The following is a 13,908-nucleotide window of genomic DNA, read 5'->3' as shown; positions in this document are numbered from 1 at the left end:
CCATAACCATAAAAAGATCCGAACGCTTCATCGTTCGGATCTTTTTTCAACTAAATAAAAATCTTTTGTCCTATCCTCTTTTTATTTAACTCACTGTATGACGTGCGATTACTTCTTTAATTGATTTATATACAATTTCAACCATTGTTTTTAATTCTTCGTTTGTCATTGAAAGAATAGGCATCATCGTAATCACAGGACCTAGCTCTCTAATAATTAAACCTTTTTGGCGAGCGGCTAAAATAATGTCTCCCATCACTTTTTTATCTCCAAAAATCGATTTTGTTTGACGGTCTTTCACAATCTCGATTCCTGCCATTAAACCTCGTTGTCTAATGTCTCCCACATTAGGCAGTTCATAAAGCTTTAATAGATAGCGTTTAAAAACTTTTTCCTTTTCTTTTACACTACGGATTAATTCTCTTTCTTCTATCAGTTCAATATTTTTAAGCGCTACTGCACAGGCTAATTGATTTCCCGTATACGTATGGCCATGGAAGAACGTTTTATTTTCATCCGGATGAGCTAAAAAAGCATTAAATATCTTTTCGCTTGTTAACGTAGCAGCAAGCGGCATATATCCTCCTGTTATCCCTTTTCCTACACACATAATATCCGGTACAACATCTTCTTGTTCACATGCAAACAGCGTTCCTGTTCGTCCAAATCCAACTGCTACTTCGTCACAAATCAGCAATACCCCGTACGCTTTGCACAGCAGCTCTACTTGTTTTAAAAAACCGGGAGGATGGGTAATAATACCCGCTGCTCCTTGCACAAGCGGTTCAATAATCAACCCGGCTACTTCTTCCCCTTTGTTCTGCAAGAGCTTCTCTAGCTGGTGAATACAGTAAGCTGAAGCTTGCTCTTCCGTTTCAAATCCTTCCATACGGTAAGTATAAGGAGAAGGTGCGGGAATTCGTTCAAACAGCAATGGCTTAAAGATGCGATGAAATAAATCCATGCCTCCTACACTGACTGCCCCGATTGTATCTCCGTGATATGCCTCATTCAATGAGATAAATTTACTTTTGTTTTTGTACTTTACAGAGTCGAGATTTTGCCAATATTGATAGGCAATTTTCAACGCAATTTCAACAGCGGCGGAGCCTGTATCAGAGTAGAAGACTTTCGATAAGCTGCCAGGAGTAATTTCCGCTAGCTTTTTGGCTAACAAAATGGATGGAACGTTTGCCGATCCAAGCAGCGTAGAATGCGCTAATCTTTCCACTTGTATATGTAAAGCTGTATTTAATTCCGGATCATTATGTCCATGCACGTTCACCCATAGAGAAGCGTATCCATCTAAATATTTGTTTCCCTCTACATCATATAAATAGCTTCCTTCTCCTCTTTCAATAATAAGAGGGTTGGATTGACGATAAGCTTTCATTTGTGTAAACGGATGCCATACATATTCTTTATCCCATTTCTCCAGCTCAGCTTTTTGATACGGCACAGTCAAACACCTCCTGAATATGTTGAATAACACTTTTTTGCCTCATCATTTTCTCAATATATGCATCTAACTCTTCATCGATATGTGTGAATACTGGAACGGTCATTAGAGATGATATTTGAAGCAGCTTTTCAATCGTTCGAACATTGTCGTTATGAATGATACTGCTGTGATTAAAACGATTAAAAATGAGTCCGTTGATTTTAAGGTGATGCTCACTTGCATATGAAAAGGTAGAAAGCGCATCATGAATAGCTCCTAATCCCGTCGTTCCCACAGCAATAACCGGCATTTGTGCATCTATGATCAAATCTTTTGTCATATAAAACGTTGTTTCCTCCTCAATTAAAGGCACGGCAAGACCTCCCGCTCCTTCTACGAGCACTACATCAAATTTCTTTTTTAATTCATTAATGCGTTTTAAGACGATTGAAGGCTCCACTTGCTTGTTGCTCAGTGCAATAGCCAAATGAGGAGACGTCTCCGGCTTTAACTGATAAATACCCGTATCTGCTACTCCAAGCCTTGTTTCAAACCAGTGAATATCTGGATAACCTCCAATTTCGTCTTGGTAGCCGGTTTGAAATGGTTTGCAAATTGTCGTTTTTATTCCTAGACGACCAAGTACTTTATACAAAATACTTGTAACCAGGGTTTTTCCAATATCTGTTCCAGTTCCCGTAATAAAATACGCTTTGCCCATTTTTTTCTCTCCTTTTTTTCTATGTCTTAGTTACCCCGCTTTGACCCGCTTTGATGACAAACGACTAAATTGAGGCTGCATTCGGTGAATCAGCACTGAACATAAAATACATAACAAAAGATCTCCAGGCATTGGTAAAACAGCTCCAAAAAGAAGTGTATCACTCAGTGAAAGAGGCTTTTCAATTATCCATTTCATTGCTCCGTAAAGCCAGAAGCAGCCGACTGCGTACACAATAGCTAACGTAGATAAATTAGCTGAAAAGATAGAAAAAGGTTTCTTTAAGTCATATTTTTGAATAAGGTAGCCGTTCATAAATGCACCCATAGCATAGCCAATTAAATAGCCAAACGTTGGTTTGAAGATATACCCTAAACCTCCTCCTTCTGCAAAAACCGGAACACCGATTAACCCAATACCTATGTAGCATAGCTGACTATACAAACCTAAACGCGGACCTAACAGCGCACCGGCTAAATAAACAGGAACAATTTGAAGAGTAAACGGTATGTAGGGAATAGGAATTTTTATAAATGCACCAATCGCCGTTAAAGCTGCAAATAAGGAAACATACGCCATTGTTTTCGGTTTCATATTCACCCTCCTTTCTCTTTTCATTGCTTTAAGTTTGCAATAATTTCTTTTTATTTGTCAACTTAATTTTATTACGAGTTGACAAATAAACAATAAAAAAAGACGCAAAAACCTAGGCTTTTGCGTCTTTTGATTTTTATAAAATTACTTTTTTGTCGTCTTTAAGCTGCACTTCTTGACGGCTGATAGATAAATCAACTTTCTTTTTTACACGTGCATGATAATAAGCATAAAACAGCAGCGCTAGTGGAATACCGACATACAACGCCATTCGCTGTTCTGCATCAAATGCCATGCTTCCCAATACGATTGTATTTAATACTAATGCGATTAAAGGTAATACCGGGTAAAGAGGGACTTTAAATTTTAAATCCTCGATTTGCCCTCCTTGATTTATATATCTTTTTCTAAATGCAAGCAGTGATGCAGCAATCGTAATCCAGCCGATTTGTGCACCTAAACCCGCTGCAGAAATGAGCCATACAAATACTGTTTCTTGAGCAAAGAATCCTGAAAGTAAAGATAAAAGCGCAATGCCTAATGTTAAAAGGAGGGCATTCATCGGCACACCGCGTTTATTTACTTTCATGAAAGCTGAACTTGCCATGTTATCTTTTGACAATGAATACAGCATACGCGTTGCTGCATAAAGACCTGAGTTAGCTACAGATAGCAGTGCCGTTAGGATAACAAAGTTCATAATATCTGCTGCATATGGAATACCAATTTGGTCAAATACAACAACAAATGGACTCTCAACTACGCCTGCTTTTTCAAGCGGAATCATACCCGCTAAGACAGCTACAGCTAGTACAAAAAATACAAGCGTTCTCCATACCGTTTGTTTAATGGCTCTTGGTACAGTCTTGTCTGGGTTTTCACTTTCCCCAGCCGCTACACCAATAAGCTCCGTGCCTTGGAATGAAAAGTTAACTGTAATCATGGTAATCAACACGGCACTAATTCCGTGAGGAAACACGCCATGAGCCGTATAATTAGAGAAAAGCGGTGCGCTGTCTCCATTACTTAGTGGAAGAAAACCAAACATAGCAGCTCCACCAAGCACGATAAATAAAATAATAGCTAACACTTTAATGCTGGCAAACCAAAACTCCGCTTCACCAAACGCTTTAGCTGACAGTGCATTTAATGAGAATAATAAAAGGGCAAATATAGCACACCAGATCCATACAGGAGAATCAGGAAACCATCTTTGCATAAGCTGACCTGCTGACAAAAATTCTAATGCAACCGTTACAGCCCAGCCCAACCAATATAACCATCCAAAAGCGAAACCAACACCAGGGCCAATAAATTTTGTTGTATATGTCTGAAACGAACCCGAAACTGGCATTGCTACTGCAAGTTCCCCTAAGCAAAGCATTGTTAAGTACATAATGAAGCCACCTACGATAAACGAAAGGATAGCTCCAATCGCTCCTGCTTGGCTAATCGTGTATCCTGTTCCTAAAAAGAACCCTGTACCGATAACCCCGCCGAGCGAAATCATAAACAAATGTCTGCTTTTCATCGTCTTTTTTAATTCATTTGTTTGCTGTTGTCCTTCTATCATATTAACGACATTTCCTTTCAACCTATTTATTACGAGATATTACCTAGAAAAAAATTAATAAACCTTTGTTTTCTATGCATATTTACTTACATATTTATGCGGTGTTCTCAATTTAAATGAAACAGCCTTTTGTAATCTTAACATAATGCTCACTAGATTTAAAATGTTTTTCTGCAAAAGTAAAATGAATTTTTCTTGAATAGTGTGATTTTCTTTTACTGTTGATATTCATAACCGTTTTTCTTTAAATGAATAGAGGATGCAACAAGAAAAAAGCTGTGCTTTCGAAGACGAAAGCACAGCTTTTTCACACTTTTTACCAAACAAACAATCCAACAATCATAGCACTTAATAACGAAACAGCAATACCGCTCACAAGCAGTTTCCATACGTTTTTTCCAATAATCGTTGATTTACCTTCTGATAACGTAGAATTATACGTCCCATAAATCATACCTACCGTACTGAAGTTAGCAAAAGATGTTAAGAATGTTGTAGCAACTGCAATCGTATGCGGTGGAAGTGTATCTAGATTTTTCTTCAAATCCATCATTGCCACGAATTCATTTGTTGCTAGCTTGATACCCATCAGCTGAGCTACGTACATTGCATCATGTCCCGTTAGCCCTAGTAAAAATGCGAATGGACTAAAGATATAAGAGAAAATCTTTTGTACAGTCAAGCCGTCTACAATAACGCCTAAAATACCGTTAAGCGCAGATGTAAGAGCTACATATCCAATAACCATCGCTAAAATAACAATAACCATGTTCATTCCGACTAACATACTGTTTGAAATGGTAGAGAAAAAGTCTTTTTTCTCCGACTTTGGCGGTACGTAAATCATATCTTCTTCTTTTGTAACATGAACTGGATTCAATAAGCTCACTAAAATAAGCGCGTTTAAACAGTTCAGTGGAATTGCTGTAAACACGTACGTAGCGGGAACCATCGTTAAATAAGCACCGATAATAGATCCGCTAATACTGCTCATACTCATAATTCCAAACGTAAGCAAACGGTTGTCTTTTAACACAGAAAGCTGATTACGAATAACCGCTAATGCTTCTGTATTTCCTAAAAACATCATTTGAATAGCGAAAAAGCTTTCTAATTTAGGCAAACGAGAAACTTTCGAAATGACCCAGCCTACTTTATCAATAATCCACGTTAAAATACCAAAGTAAGATAAAATATCAAAAAATGTCACGACAAAGATGATAGGCAGTAATGCACTGAAGAAAAAGTCAACCGTTTCATTTCCCATTACAGATGGGAATGCAAAAGCAATTCCATCGTTAGCACAGGAAATTAGCCAAGTAAAGAACGAAGCAATCTTATTAATAATCCATGTTCCGATTGAAGTTCCTAACATAAACCAAGTAATGAGGACTTCAACGACTAACAGTGAAGCAATTGGACGCCACTTTATCTCTTTCTTTTTAGGAGAACATAAAAAGACGACACCCATTACGACAAAAACGCCTAATAAATTTAATAAAAAGTACATGCAAGCCACTCCCAGGTGTGTATTTGAAAAACAAAAAAAGCTCTTACTTTTCATAAATTCTGACAATAACAGAAAGTATGAAAAGTAAGAGCTTTGAAAGAAGACTGTACTCATGAGAATACGCTCTTCTTTTTGCTGCTTATATCCAAACTTTCTTGTAGTCTAGTTTTTTACGGTTACTAGGTAGAGACTATCAGACCATATTACTGATAATATACAAGATCGTAATCTTAGCTGTATTCAATTGATATGAACAAATTCTACCCTTTATTTTTTTAATAATCAACACTTTAAAAGTTTTTCGGAATAATAAAATTGGTATGAAAATTCTATTTATTTATCACTTCTTTTGAACTACCCATCGGAAAATTACACAAAAAAAGTGAATTTAATCGTCCTTTCAACCCAATTATTTTCCTATTTTTGAAACAAAAAAATTGATTCTTTAATGAGTATGCTTAAATATCTACTTCGCTTTTCGTTTAATTCCTCAAAAAAAGATTTCATTTTTACGACTTGAGACGTAGAAAAAAATAATCCTGCTGTTCGTTGAAATTAACCACTTTTCAATTTACACTTTATGGTAGAAGAAAACAAATTTAATTTAGGTAGAAAGCGGGTTATAACGTGAAAAAAATATTGGCTTTTATTTTAGTGATAGGTGGTACGGCACTCCTCTTTTCTACTGCGTTTGCACCTTCCTCTTGGTCGTTAAGTTCATTCAAGACGTCCAGGTCTGAAGCGGCGTTATCAAGTGATATTCAGCATATTCAAATTGACTCTCCCAGCATTAGTACAACTGTTGTGCCGCAAGATCGTCAAGATATTAAAACAAAAGTAGAAGGTAAAGGAAAAGTAGATGTAAAGCAAAATGGAGATACCCTAGTCGTCACTTATCAAAAAAGTCCTTTTCAATGGCTTTCTATTTTTTCAAATACAAAAGTGACAATCTGCATTCCTAGAGATTATCACCACAACCTTGCGCTTACGGTAGGTTCTGGGGACCTTCAAGTTGCTACACAGCCTGAGCAAGCGCTTCAGCTGAAAGATGTTTCGATTAAAGTAGGTTCTGGAAATGCAAGTATTTCAAACTTGAGGAGCACCTCTCTTCGTACGGATGTCAATTCTGGAGATTTACAGCTGAGTAATGTTGAAAGCCAAACAGCTAAATTTGCTGTAGGCTCTGGGGAAATTAAAGGAACAAACTATAAAGGAAAACTTCAGGCGCGCATTGGATCTGGTGATCTCTATATGGATTTTAAAAAACTAGAAGAGGCCGTTTCTGTAGATGTAGGATCTGGAGATGCCGTGCTGGTTCTTCCGAAAAGCGCTGGTTTTAAAGTGAATGGAAAAGTAAGCAGCGGTGATATAAACAATGACTTTAAGTTAAGCAACGCAACCGTAACAGAAGATGTATTAAAAGGAAAGCATGGAAATGGAAGATATCCTATTGATGCAGCTGTTTCAAGCGGAGAATTAACGTTAAAATCAAAATAAAACGAACACGGAAGTGTTCGTTTTATTTATGGTCTCACTGCAATATACCACGCTACTCCTACGATTGATCCTATGAATACGACTCCGTAAATAATAGATAAATTCACTATACTTTTCTTTTTAGATTTTCCGTAATCTTCATCTACTTTCTTTGCAGCACTGATCGTACCTGCAAGGGCAGCAACGCCGATAATAATGACAAGAAGCAATGCTAGTTTCATTCATTCTCTCCTCCATATTTCGGTGATTGAATAAGACTGAATACCAAGATGTTATTTATTTCATTTTAAGCAGCACGATTTAATCAGAATATGAAAGCGTTATATCTTCTCTTTCTATCATAAAGCTAAATTATGTAAAATCAACCATCCAATCGTGCATTATTTTCCTCCGCCACTTTACATACATAAAAAATTCCCGAGCTTCACTGCTCGGGAATCTTCACCTAATAGAAATGGCATTTTAATGATTATTAAAACTGAAATGTATGTTTTCCTACCAGTACATCTGCCATCTTTACAAAGCGCTTGATTTCTAATACGTCATGAACCCGAACCATTTGAACGCCTTGTGCAATCCCTGCATATACAGTAGCTGCAGTTCCTTCCATTCTTTCCGTAGGAGGAGCATTGACTATTTGTCCAATAAATCCTTTACGAGAAGTAGCAAGCAGCACAGGATAGCCCATCTTTATCAGCTGATCTAGATGCTGAATCGCTTCTACATTATGCGCAGCCGTTTTTCCAAAGCCAACGCCTGGATCTAAAATAATTTGATCATCTCGAACTCCTGCAGCTTTTGCAATTGATATGCTTTCTTCCAAATCACTTATCATATCTGTAATCAGATTTGTATAATTGGGCTCATGGCGATTATGCATTAAAATAATAGGAACATTATAGTCAGCTGCAACTTGAGCCATTTTGGGATCAGCCTTTGCGCCCCATATATCGTTAATAATATGTGCTCCTGCTTCTAGCGCATGCTTGGCCACTTCCGACTTGTATGTATCTACAGAAATCGGCACCTCTACGCGCTTAGCCACTTCAGAAATAACGGGCACAATCCGTTTAATCTCTTCTTCATCACTAATTCTTGTATAACCAGGACGAGTTGATTCTCCTCCGATATCAATGATGTCTGCTCCTTGCCTCACCATTTCCTCAGCATGAGCAACCGCTTTCTCTACATCGTAGTATTTTCCGCCATCTGAAAATGAATCCGGGTTTACGTTTAAAATTCCCATAATAAGCGTACGGTCCGCATAATTCAGTTCATACTTTCCGCATTTAATGACCGATTGAGACGTTAAAGTTGACACTATCCTCAGCCCCTTCGTAATTTGCAAATTGATGTATATTTATAAATATCATGTATTTTGAGAATGTCATACCGTTCGTAATTATATCAAAGGTTACCAGTCCTATGTGATTTTTCTTGGAGTTTCTTTCTTCTATAGTGTGAGATAAACATTAAAAGTGAATACACAGATAACATTAAAAATCTCTATCGGGCTTGTCTTCAGGGTCTTTTTTCCTCTTCTCACATCTTTTGTGAGTCTTTTTATTTAAAAAGAAAGGATTCGCATGAAAAATGTTTAATTTATAGAAATAGTTGGGAATTTATAATTAAACAACTTCCGTTTTTATGAAATTCATTTTAAGGAGGATGACTATGACTCAACAACCGTTACAAGTCAAATTAATTCCTTATACAATTGAGTCGATTATCGACTCAACAAACGAAACGCCTAAAGGAGTAAGCTTAATTCAAGCGCCTGCTATTTGGGAACAAAGCAATCAAGGAGAAGGCATTGTAATTGCAGTTATCGACACTGGTGTTGACACAAATCATCCTGACTTAAAAGATTGTATTATCGGAGGAAGAAACTTCACTTCGGATTATGACGGGGATTCTTCTGTATTTGAAGATAATAATGGGCACGGCACTCACGTGTCTGGTACCATTGCTGCTGCGCTCAATAATGAAGGGGTAGTAGGAGTGGCACCCAAAGCAAAAATTCTAAGCTTAAAAGTACTTACCGGTGAAGGATCGGGAAATTACGAATGGATTATTGATGCTATTAACTACGCCGTCGAATGGCGCGGTCCTAACAATGAGCGAGCACGAGTTATTTCCATGTCACTCGGGGGACCACAAGACGTTCCAGAACTGCACGAAGCTGTTCAAAATGCTGTGAATAAAGATGTTTCTGTTGTTGTTGCGGCTGGAAATGAAGGTGACGACCGCGAAGAAACCCTTGAATATTCATATCCAGGAAGTTACAACGAAGTCATTCAAGTAGGAGCAGTGGACAGCAGCTTAAATCTTGCCCCTTTTACCAATGCAAATGAAGAAGTGGACCTAGTCGCACCGGGAGTTAACATTATCTCTACTTACTTGGAAAATAAGTACGCGACTCTTTCAGGAACTTCAATGGCAACTCCCCACGTGGCAGGAGCTTTAGCTCTATTAATTAACTTATGTGAGAAGGAATTTGGCCGCTCTTTAATCGAAGCCGAAATCTATGCTCAGCTTGTAAGAAGAACCCTTCCTCTTGGATATCGAAAAAGCTCTGAAGGAAACGGATTTCTCATGCTCGATTTGGTAGAGAAAATACATGATATTATTAACGTAGCCCGTATCAACCCTAGTAAGTAATAAATAAGAAAAACGAGAAATCTTCTTGGTTCTCGTTAAATTAAAATAAAGACATGCGAACGCATGTCTTTATTCATATCTTAATGCTTCGATTGGATCTAGCTTCGCCGCTTTGTTTGCAGGAAGCATGCCGAATACAATGCCAATCGTCATGGAGAACAACACTCCTCCAAGTACTACTTGCCACGAAATTAATGACGGCCAGCCAGCAAATAATGAAACAAGAGCTGCCCCGCCCGCGCCGAGGCCAATTCCAAGCAAACCACCAATTAACGTGAGGGTAATGGATTCAATCAAAAACTGAGTTAGAATTTGTCTTTTAGATGCTCCCAACGCTTTACGAATACCAATTTCTCTTGTACGTTCCGTTACAGAAACCAGCATAATGTTCATAACGCCAATCCCGCCAACAAGCAGGGAAATGCCTGCAATCGATCCAATAATCGTTGTCATAATCCGCGTTACATTTCCAATGCTATCTGCTATTTCTTCTAAGTTCTGCACTTGGTAAGCGTCTTCCGCATCATGCAAATTATTTAACAAATCCGTTGCGTCATTCCCTACTTTTTTTAGTTGATCAGAGCTTTTTGCTTGAACACTAAGGTTTGTGTAATCGAGCTTACCGAAGCTTGATTTATACGTATTATTCGGAATATAAATGGTTGGTATTTCAAATGCTAAAAAGCCCGTTGCCTTTTTTGTGACACCAATAATTTTGATAGGCTGGCCTTGCACCCATACTACTTGTCCAAGGGCTTCTTTTTTATCAAATAGCTCTTTTTTCATATCGCTTGTGATAACACCTACTCGATTACCTGATAAAAAGTCAGAGCTGTCTAACATTCTTCCTTTTGAAACTTCCAGCTGATTAACTTCAATATAGCCTTCGTTAATAGCATTAACAGTCGTATCAGATTCCTTGTCTCTATATCTTATCCCCATTCCCATTGAACTAGAAGCCACCACATTCTTCACTCCGGGAATAGTCGAAAGAGCTTTAATATCATCCTCTGTAAAGATAGGCTCACCCGTCATTGAAAGGTCATCAGCTTGCATCTCGTCTTCAGGAGGCTGATAGTATACATCAACTGTATTGCTTGCTCCTGTTATTTCCGACTTAATCATCTGTTCTCCGCCCTGACCAATGGCTACAACGATAATAACAGCCGCTACGCCAATGATAATACCAAGCATCGTTAAAATAGAGCGCATTTTATGAGCAAGAACCGAAGAGAGAGCCATGCGAATATTTTCTATCAAACTCATAAGCTATCGTTCTCCTTATCGCTATGACTTAGCACTTTACCGTCACGAACGATAACTGTACGCGATGTGTATTCTGCCACTTCAGGTTCATGGGTAATGACTACAACCGTTGTGCCATCTGCATTAAGCTGAGAAAATTGCTCCATAATATCAGCACTTGTTTTTGTATCTAGAGCTCCTGTTGGTTCATCTGCTAAAATAAGCGTCGGATTGTTAACAATAGAACGAGCAATAGCAACGCGCTGCTTTTGCCCTCCTGATAGCTCGCTCGGTAAATGTTTCATCCGCTCACTCAGCCCTACTTTTTCAAGCGCAGCTTCTGCTCTGGCTCGTCTTTCCTTACGCGTTACACCGGCATATACCATTGGAAGCTCTACGTTTTCTACCGCTGTTAAACGCGGCAACAGCTGAAATTGCTGAAAAACAAAACCGATATGAATATTTCTTACTTTTGCAAGCTGCTCATCACTATAAGTGGAGATTTCTTGTTCATTTAATAAATAGGACCCTGAAGACGAACGGTCTAAACATCCGATAATGTTCATTAGCGTTGATTTACCAGAGCCAGAAGGTCCCATAATCGCAACAAATTCACCGTCATAAATCTTCAAATTAATATCTTTTAAAATTGGCACTTCCTCTTTGCCAAGATGATAACTTTTATGAATATTCACAAGCTCGATCATTGAACAGTCACTTCCGCACCGTCAGTTAAGTTCTTTGTAGGATTTGTAATGACTTTGTCTTTAGAAGATACGCCGCTTTTGATTTCACTAAATTTATTTGTTGTTTCTCCAATCTTTACTTCCTTACGAACCGCCTTTTTATCTTTCACCACATATACATATTTTTCTCCGTCTTCATTTACAACTGCTTTTATCGGCAGTGATGAAGCTTTTTTACTGCTTGTTTCAATTTCAAGCAGCAGCTTAAATCCCGGCTTAATCATCGTGATATCTTGGTCATCTACTTTTACTTCAACTGGATATTGATTAGCCCCATCATTGCCCGCTTCTGCTGATGCCTGCTGCTGAGGTAGATAGTCAATTTGTTTAACGCTCCCTGCCCATTCTTTATCAGGCAGCACATCTGATGTAATTTTGACAGCTTGACCGGTTTTAATTTTTAATGCATCGTACTCAGACAGCACACCAGTAGCTAAGTATTCATCGGTATTACCAATATGTATAAGCGGTTTTTGAACGTCACTTGTGTTATTAACCGCTTCTTTATCTACTTCTAGCACCGTCCCATTAATATCACTCGCTACGTCTAAATTACGTTCTTTTTTAGCAATTGATTTGGCTTCTAGTTTGTTTCGTTCTAAATCAATTTTAGCCGTTTCTAAATCGAGATTGAGCTGCGTACGTTCTGTATCGATTTGATCTTTCGCTTCTTGCTTACTCATTTCTTTTTCCAATTCTTTTTGTTTTTTATTTAAATTAGAAAGCTGTTTGCTTACTGAGTCAATTTGCAGCTGACTGGATTTTTTTTCTAGCTTATTTTGTTCTTGCTCTAAATCAAGCGTATCGCTTTCGTATGTTACAAGAGAGGTTCCCTGCTGGACACGAGATCCTTCTGTTACGTGAAATCGTTCAACCTCGCCTTTTTCAGCATCAAAATAGACATATTGCTCATCAGCAAGCTTTAACGTACCGGGAACCATAACTGTATTTCTTAACTTTTTTTCCTTTATATTTGCTACGTGAACATTGATTGCTTTCCCACTTACACTTTGTGCACGATATACGTTAATTCCAATAACCGCAACAATAACAACTGCTACAGCTGTAATAATTATTCCTTTTTTCATTTACAATCCTGCTCCTTTAAGCGCTTCTGAAGCAGCTCCTCCAACTCCTGAAATAGCGGCTCCTAAGATGAATAAAATAATCACTGTAATAATAGAAGCAGCTTTTGATACATTTGCCACTTTTTGTAGTCCTACTGCTGTCAGAATAAGTCCCCAGATAGAAAAGATTTCAATGGAAGTAAATACTCCTCCCATAGCACCTTTCGCATCAACCATTCCATTTAACGAAGTCACATTAGCTGAAGTATGTGCTAGTGCAGCTACTCCCGTATTAATTAGCTGACCGATTGCTGTGATGAACGTAACAAACAAATTTAAGCTAAACATTTGGCGGTAAGTTGTTTTTCCAGTCCCTAACTTTGCAATTAAAAACAAAATTAAACTCGTGAATGCCAGTGTAGCAACTATTGCAATCACTCCTCCAACCGCTCCGCCGATCATACTAAATGTTGAATTCACTTCAATGCCAGCTTCTTTTTGCTGCTGTAATGCTTCTTTTGCCTGAGGGGTATAGACGGCTAGAATCGTTGTTGCAGCTGTTAAGATGAGGATAAGTAAAAGAGGTCCCCAAATGACCGGGCTGCTTTTCATTTTCTCAAACTGTACAACTGGACTCGTAATAAAACCAAAAATAGAAGGCTTTCCTTTCTCTTGGACTTCCGAAGATACGTTAACTTCTGTGCTCATAATCAAACTCCTTTTATTTTGTTTCGTTATTAGCTCTTAAGACCCGTCTTTTGCTGTTTTTTAAAGCTTTCTAGCAAAATCGACTCTTTCTAAGAAACTCTCAAACACCTAATATTCTAACATAATTATACAAATTAATTGACAT

13 protein-coding genes and 1 riboswitch are annotated in these 13,908 nt (G+C 38.0%); of the genes, 2 read left to right on the top strand and 11 right to left on the bottom strand.

The window, feature by feature from the left end:
• Positions 1-85: 85 nt before the first annotated feature.
• From bioA to AC0C45_RS07670, 5 genes are all read right to left on the bottom strand, one after another.
• The gene (gene bioA, locus AC0C45_RS07690; RefSeq protein WP_047933658.1) at positions 86-1,459 is read right to left on the bottom strand and encodes an adenosylmethionine--8-amino-7-oxononanoate transaminase; all 1,374 of its coding nucleotides are present in this window, start codon (positions 1,457-1,459) and stop codon (positions 86-88) included.
• Positions 1,440-2,162, bottom strand: a complete 723-nt coding sequence (bioD, locus tag AC0C45_RS07685; RefSeq protein WP_013055537.1) for a dethiobiotin synthase — start codon at positions 2,160-2,162, stop codon at positions 1,440-1,442. The genes bioA and bioD overlap by 20 nt, the downstream gene beginning before the upstream one ends.
• Before the next feature lie 30 nt (positions 2,163-2,192).
• Positions 2,193-2,756 carry a biotin transporter BioY gene (locus tag AC0C45_RS07680; RefSeq protein WP_013081856.1) on the bottom strand — a complete coding sequence of 188 codons (564 nt, stop codon included), beginning with the start codon at positions 2,754-2,756 and terminating at the stop codon, positions 2,193-2,195.
• A gap of 136 nt (positions 2,757-2,892) precedes the next feature.
• Entirely contained in the window at positions 2,893-4,329 is a 1,437-nt protein-coding gene (locus tag AC0C45_RS07675) for an amino acid permease (protein ID WP_013055535.1), read from the bottom strand.
• A gap of 316 nt (positions 4,330-4,645) precedes the next feature.
• Entirely contained in the window at positions 4,646-5,839 is a 1,194-nt protein-coding gene (locus AC0C45_RS07670) for a NupC/NupG family nucleoside CNT transporter (RefSeq protein WP_013055534.1), read from the bottom strand.
• 138 nt (positions 5,840-5,977) lie between these two features.
• Positions 5,978-6,079: riboswitch (purine riboswitch) on the bottom strand.
• Positions 6,080-6,466: 387 nt separating this feature from the next.
• Here AC0C45_RS07670 and liaG point away from each other — a divergent pair.
• Entirely contained in the window at positions 6,467-7,336 is an 870-nt protein-coding gene (liaG, locus tag AC0C45_RS07665) for a LiaG family protein (RefSeq protein ID WP_472928014.1), read from the top strand.
• Between the two features lie 26 nt (positions 7,337-7,362).
• On the opposite strand, the gene AC0C45_RS07660 is transcribed toward liaG, so the two are convergent.
• Positions 7,363-7,557, bottom strand: a complete 195-nt coding sequence (locus AC0C45_RS07660) for a hypothetical protein (protein ID WP_013055532.1) — start codon at positions 7,555-7,557, stop codon at positions 7,363-7,365.
• Between the two features lie 251 nt (positions 7,558-7,808).
• Positions 7,809-8,657 (bottom strand): dihydropteroate synthase, encoded by an 849-nt coding sequence (folP, locus tag AC0C45_RS07655; protein WP_472928013.1) that lies wholly within the window; start codon positions 8,655-8,657, stop codon positions 7,809-7,811.
• Between the two features lie 353 nt (positions 8,658-9,010).
• Here folP and AC0C45_RS07650 point away from each other — a divergent pair, with 353 nt between their 5' ends.
• Positions 9,011-9,997: a S8 family peptidase gene (locus tag AC0C45_RS07650; RefSeq protein ID WP_080743195.1), complete on the top strand. Its 987-nt coding sequence runs from the start codon at positions 9,011-9,013 to the stop codon at positions 9,995-9,997.
• Between the two features lie 69 nt (positions 9,998-10,066).
• Here the strand turns inward: AC0C45_RS07650 and AC0C45_RS07645 are convergent, their stop codons facing one another.
• The 4 genes from AC0C45_RS07645 to yknW are packed head-to-tail and all read right to left on the bottom strand — an operon-like array spanning position 10,067 to position 13,763.
• Positions 10,067-11,263 carry an ABC transporter permease gene (locus tag AC0C45_RS07645; protein ID WP_016763129.1) on the bottom strand — a complete coding sequence of 399 codons (1,197 nt, stop codon included), beginning with the start codon at positions 11,261-11,263 and terminating at the stop codon, positions 10,067-10,069.
• Positions 11,260-11,949 carry an ABC transporter ATP-binding protein gene (locus tag AC0C45_RS07640; RefSeq protein WP_013081850.1) on the bottom strand — a complete coding sequence of 230 codons (690 nt, stop codon included), beginning with the start codon at positions 11,947-11,949 and terminating at the stop codon, positions 11,260-11,262. The genes AC0C45_RS07645 and AC0C45_RS07640 overlap by 4 nt, the downstream gene beginning before the upstream one ends.
• Entirely contained in the window at positions 11,946-13,076 is a 1,131-nt protein-coding gene (locus AC0C45_RS07635) for an efflux RND transporter periplasmic adaptor subunit (RefSeq protein ID WP_472928012.1), read from the bottom strand. Before AC0C45_RS07635 ends, AC0C45_RS07640 begins: the two co-directional genes overlap by 4 nt.
• The gene (yknW, locus tag AC0C45_RS07630) at positions 13,077-13,763 is read right to left on the bottom strand and encodes a YknW family membrane protein (protein WP_472928011.1); all 687 of its coding nucleotides are present in this window, start codon (positions 13,761-13,763) and stop codon (positions 13,077-13,079) included.
• Positions 13,764-13,908: the final 145 nt, after the last annotated feature.

It is taken from the genome of Priestia sp. VA7, from assembly GCF_055710015.1.
This window is presented reverse-complemented; position numbering and strand designations above follow the sequence as displayed.

Bases quoted from the DNA above. Each gene is read 5' to 3' on its own strand.
- yknW (WP_472928011.1), bottom strand. From the start codon at position 13,763: ATGAGCACAGAAGTTAACGTATCTTCGGAAGTCCAAGAGAAAGGAAAG.
- AC0C45_RS07640 (WP_013081850.1), bottom strand. From the start codon at position 11,949: ATGATCGAGCTTGTGAATATTCATAAAAGTTATCATCTTGGCAAAGAG.
- AC0C45_RS07660 (WP_013055532.1), bottom strand. From the start codon at position 7,557: ATGAAACTAGCATTGCTTCTTGTCATTATTATCGGCGTTGCTGCCCTT.
- AC0C45_RS07650 (WP_080743195.1), top strand. From the start codon at position 9,011: ATGACTCAACAACCGTTACAAGTCAAATTAATTCCTTATACAATTGAG.
- AC0C45_RS07645 (WP_016763129.1), bottom strand. From the start codon at position 11,263: ATGAGTTTGATAGAAAATATTCGCATGGCTCTCTCTTCGGTTCTTGCT.
- AC0C45_RS07675 (WP_013055535.1), bottom strand. From the start codon at position 4,329: ATGATAGAAGGACAACAGCAAACAAATGAATTAAAAAAGACGATGAAA.
- bioD (WP_013055537.1), bottom strand. From the start codon at position 2,162: ATGGGCAAAGCGTATTTTATTACGGGAACTGGAACAGATATTGGAAAA.
- AC0C45_RS07670 (WP_013055534.1), bottom strand. From the start codon at position 5,839: ATGTACTTTTTATTAAATTTATTAGGCGTTTTTGTCGTAATGGGTGTC.
- AC0C45_RS07635 (WP_472928012.1), bottom strand. From the start codon at position 13,076: ATGAAAAAAGGAATAATTATTACAGCTGTAGCAGTTGTTATTGTTGCG.
- AC0C45_RS07680 (WP_013081856.1), bottom strand. From the start codon at position 2,756: ATGAAACCGAAAACAATGGCGTATGTTTCCTTATTTGCAGCTTTAACG.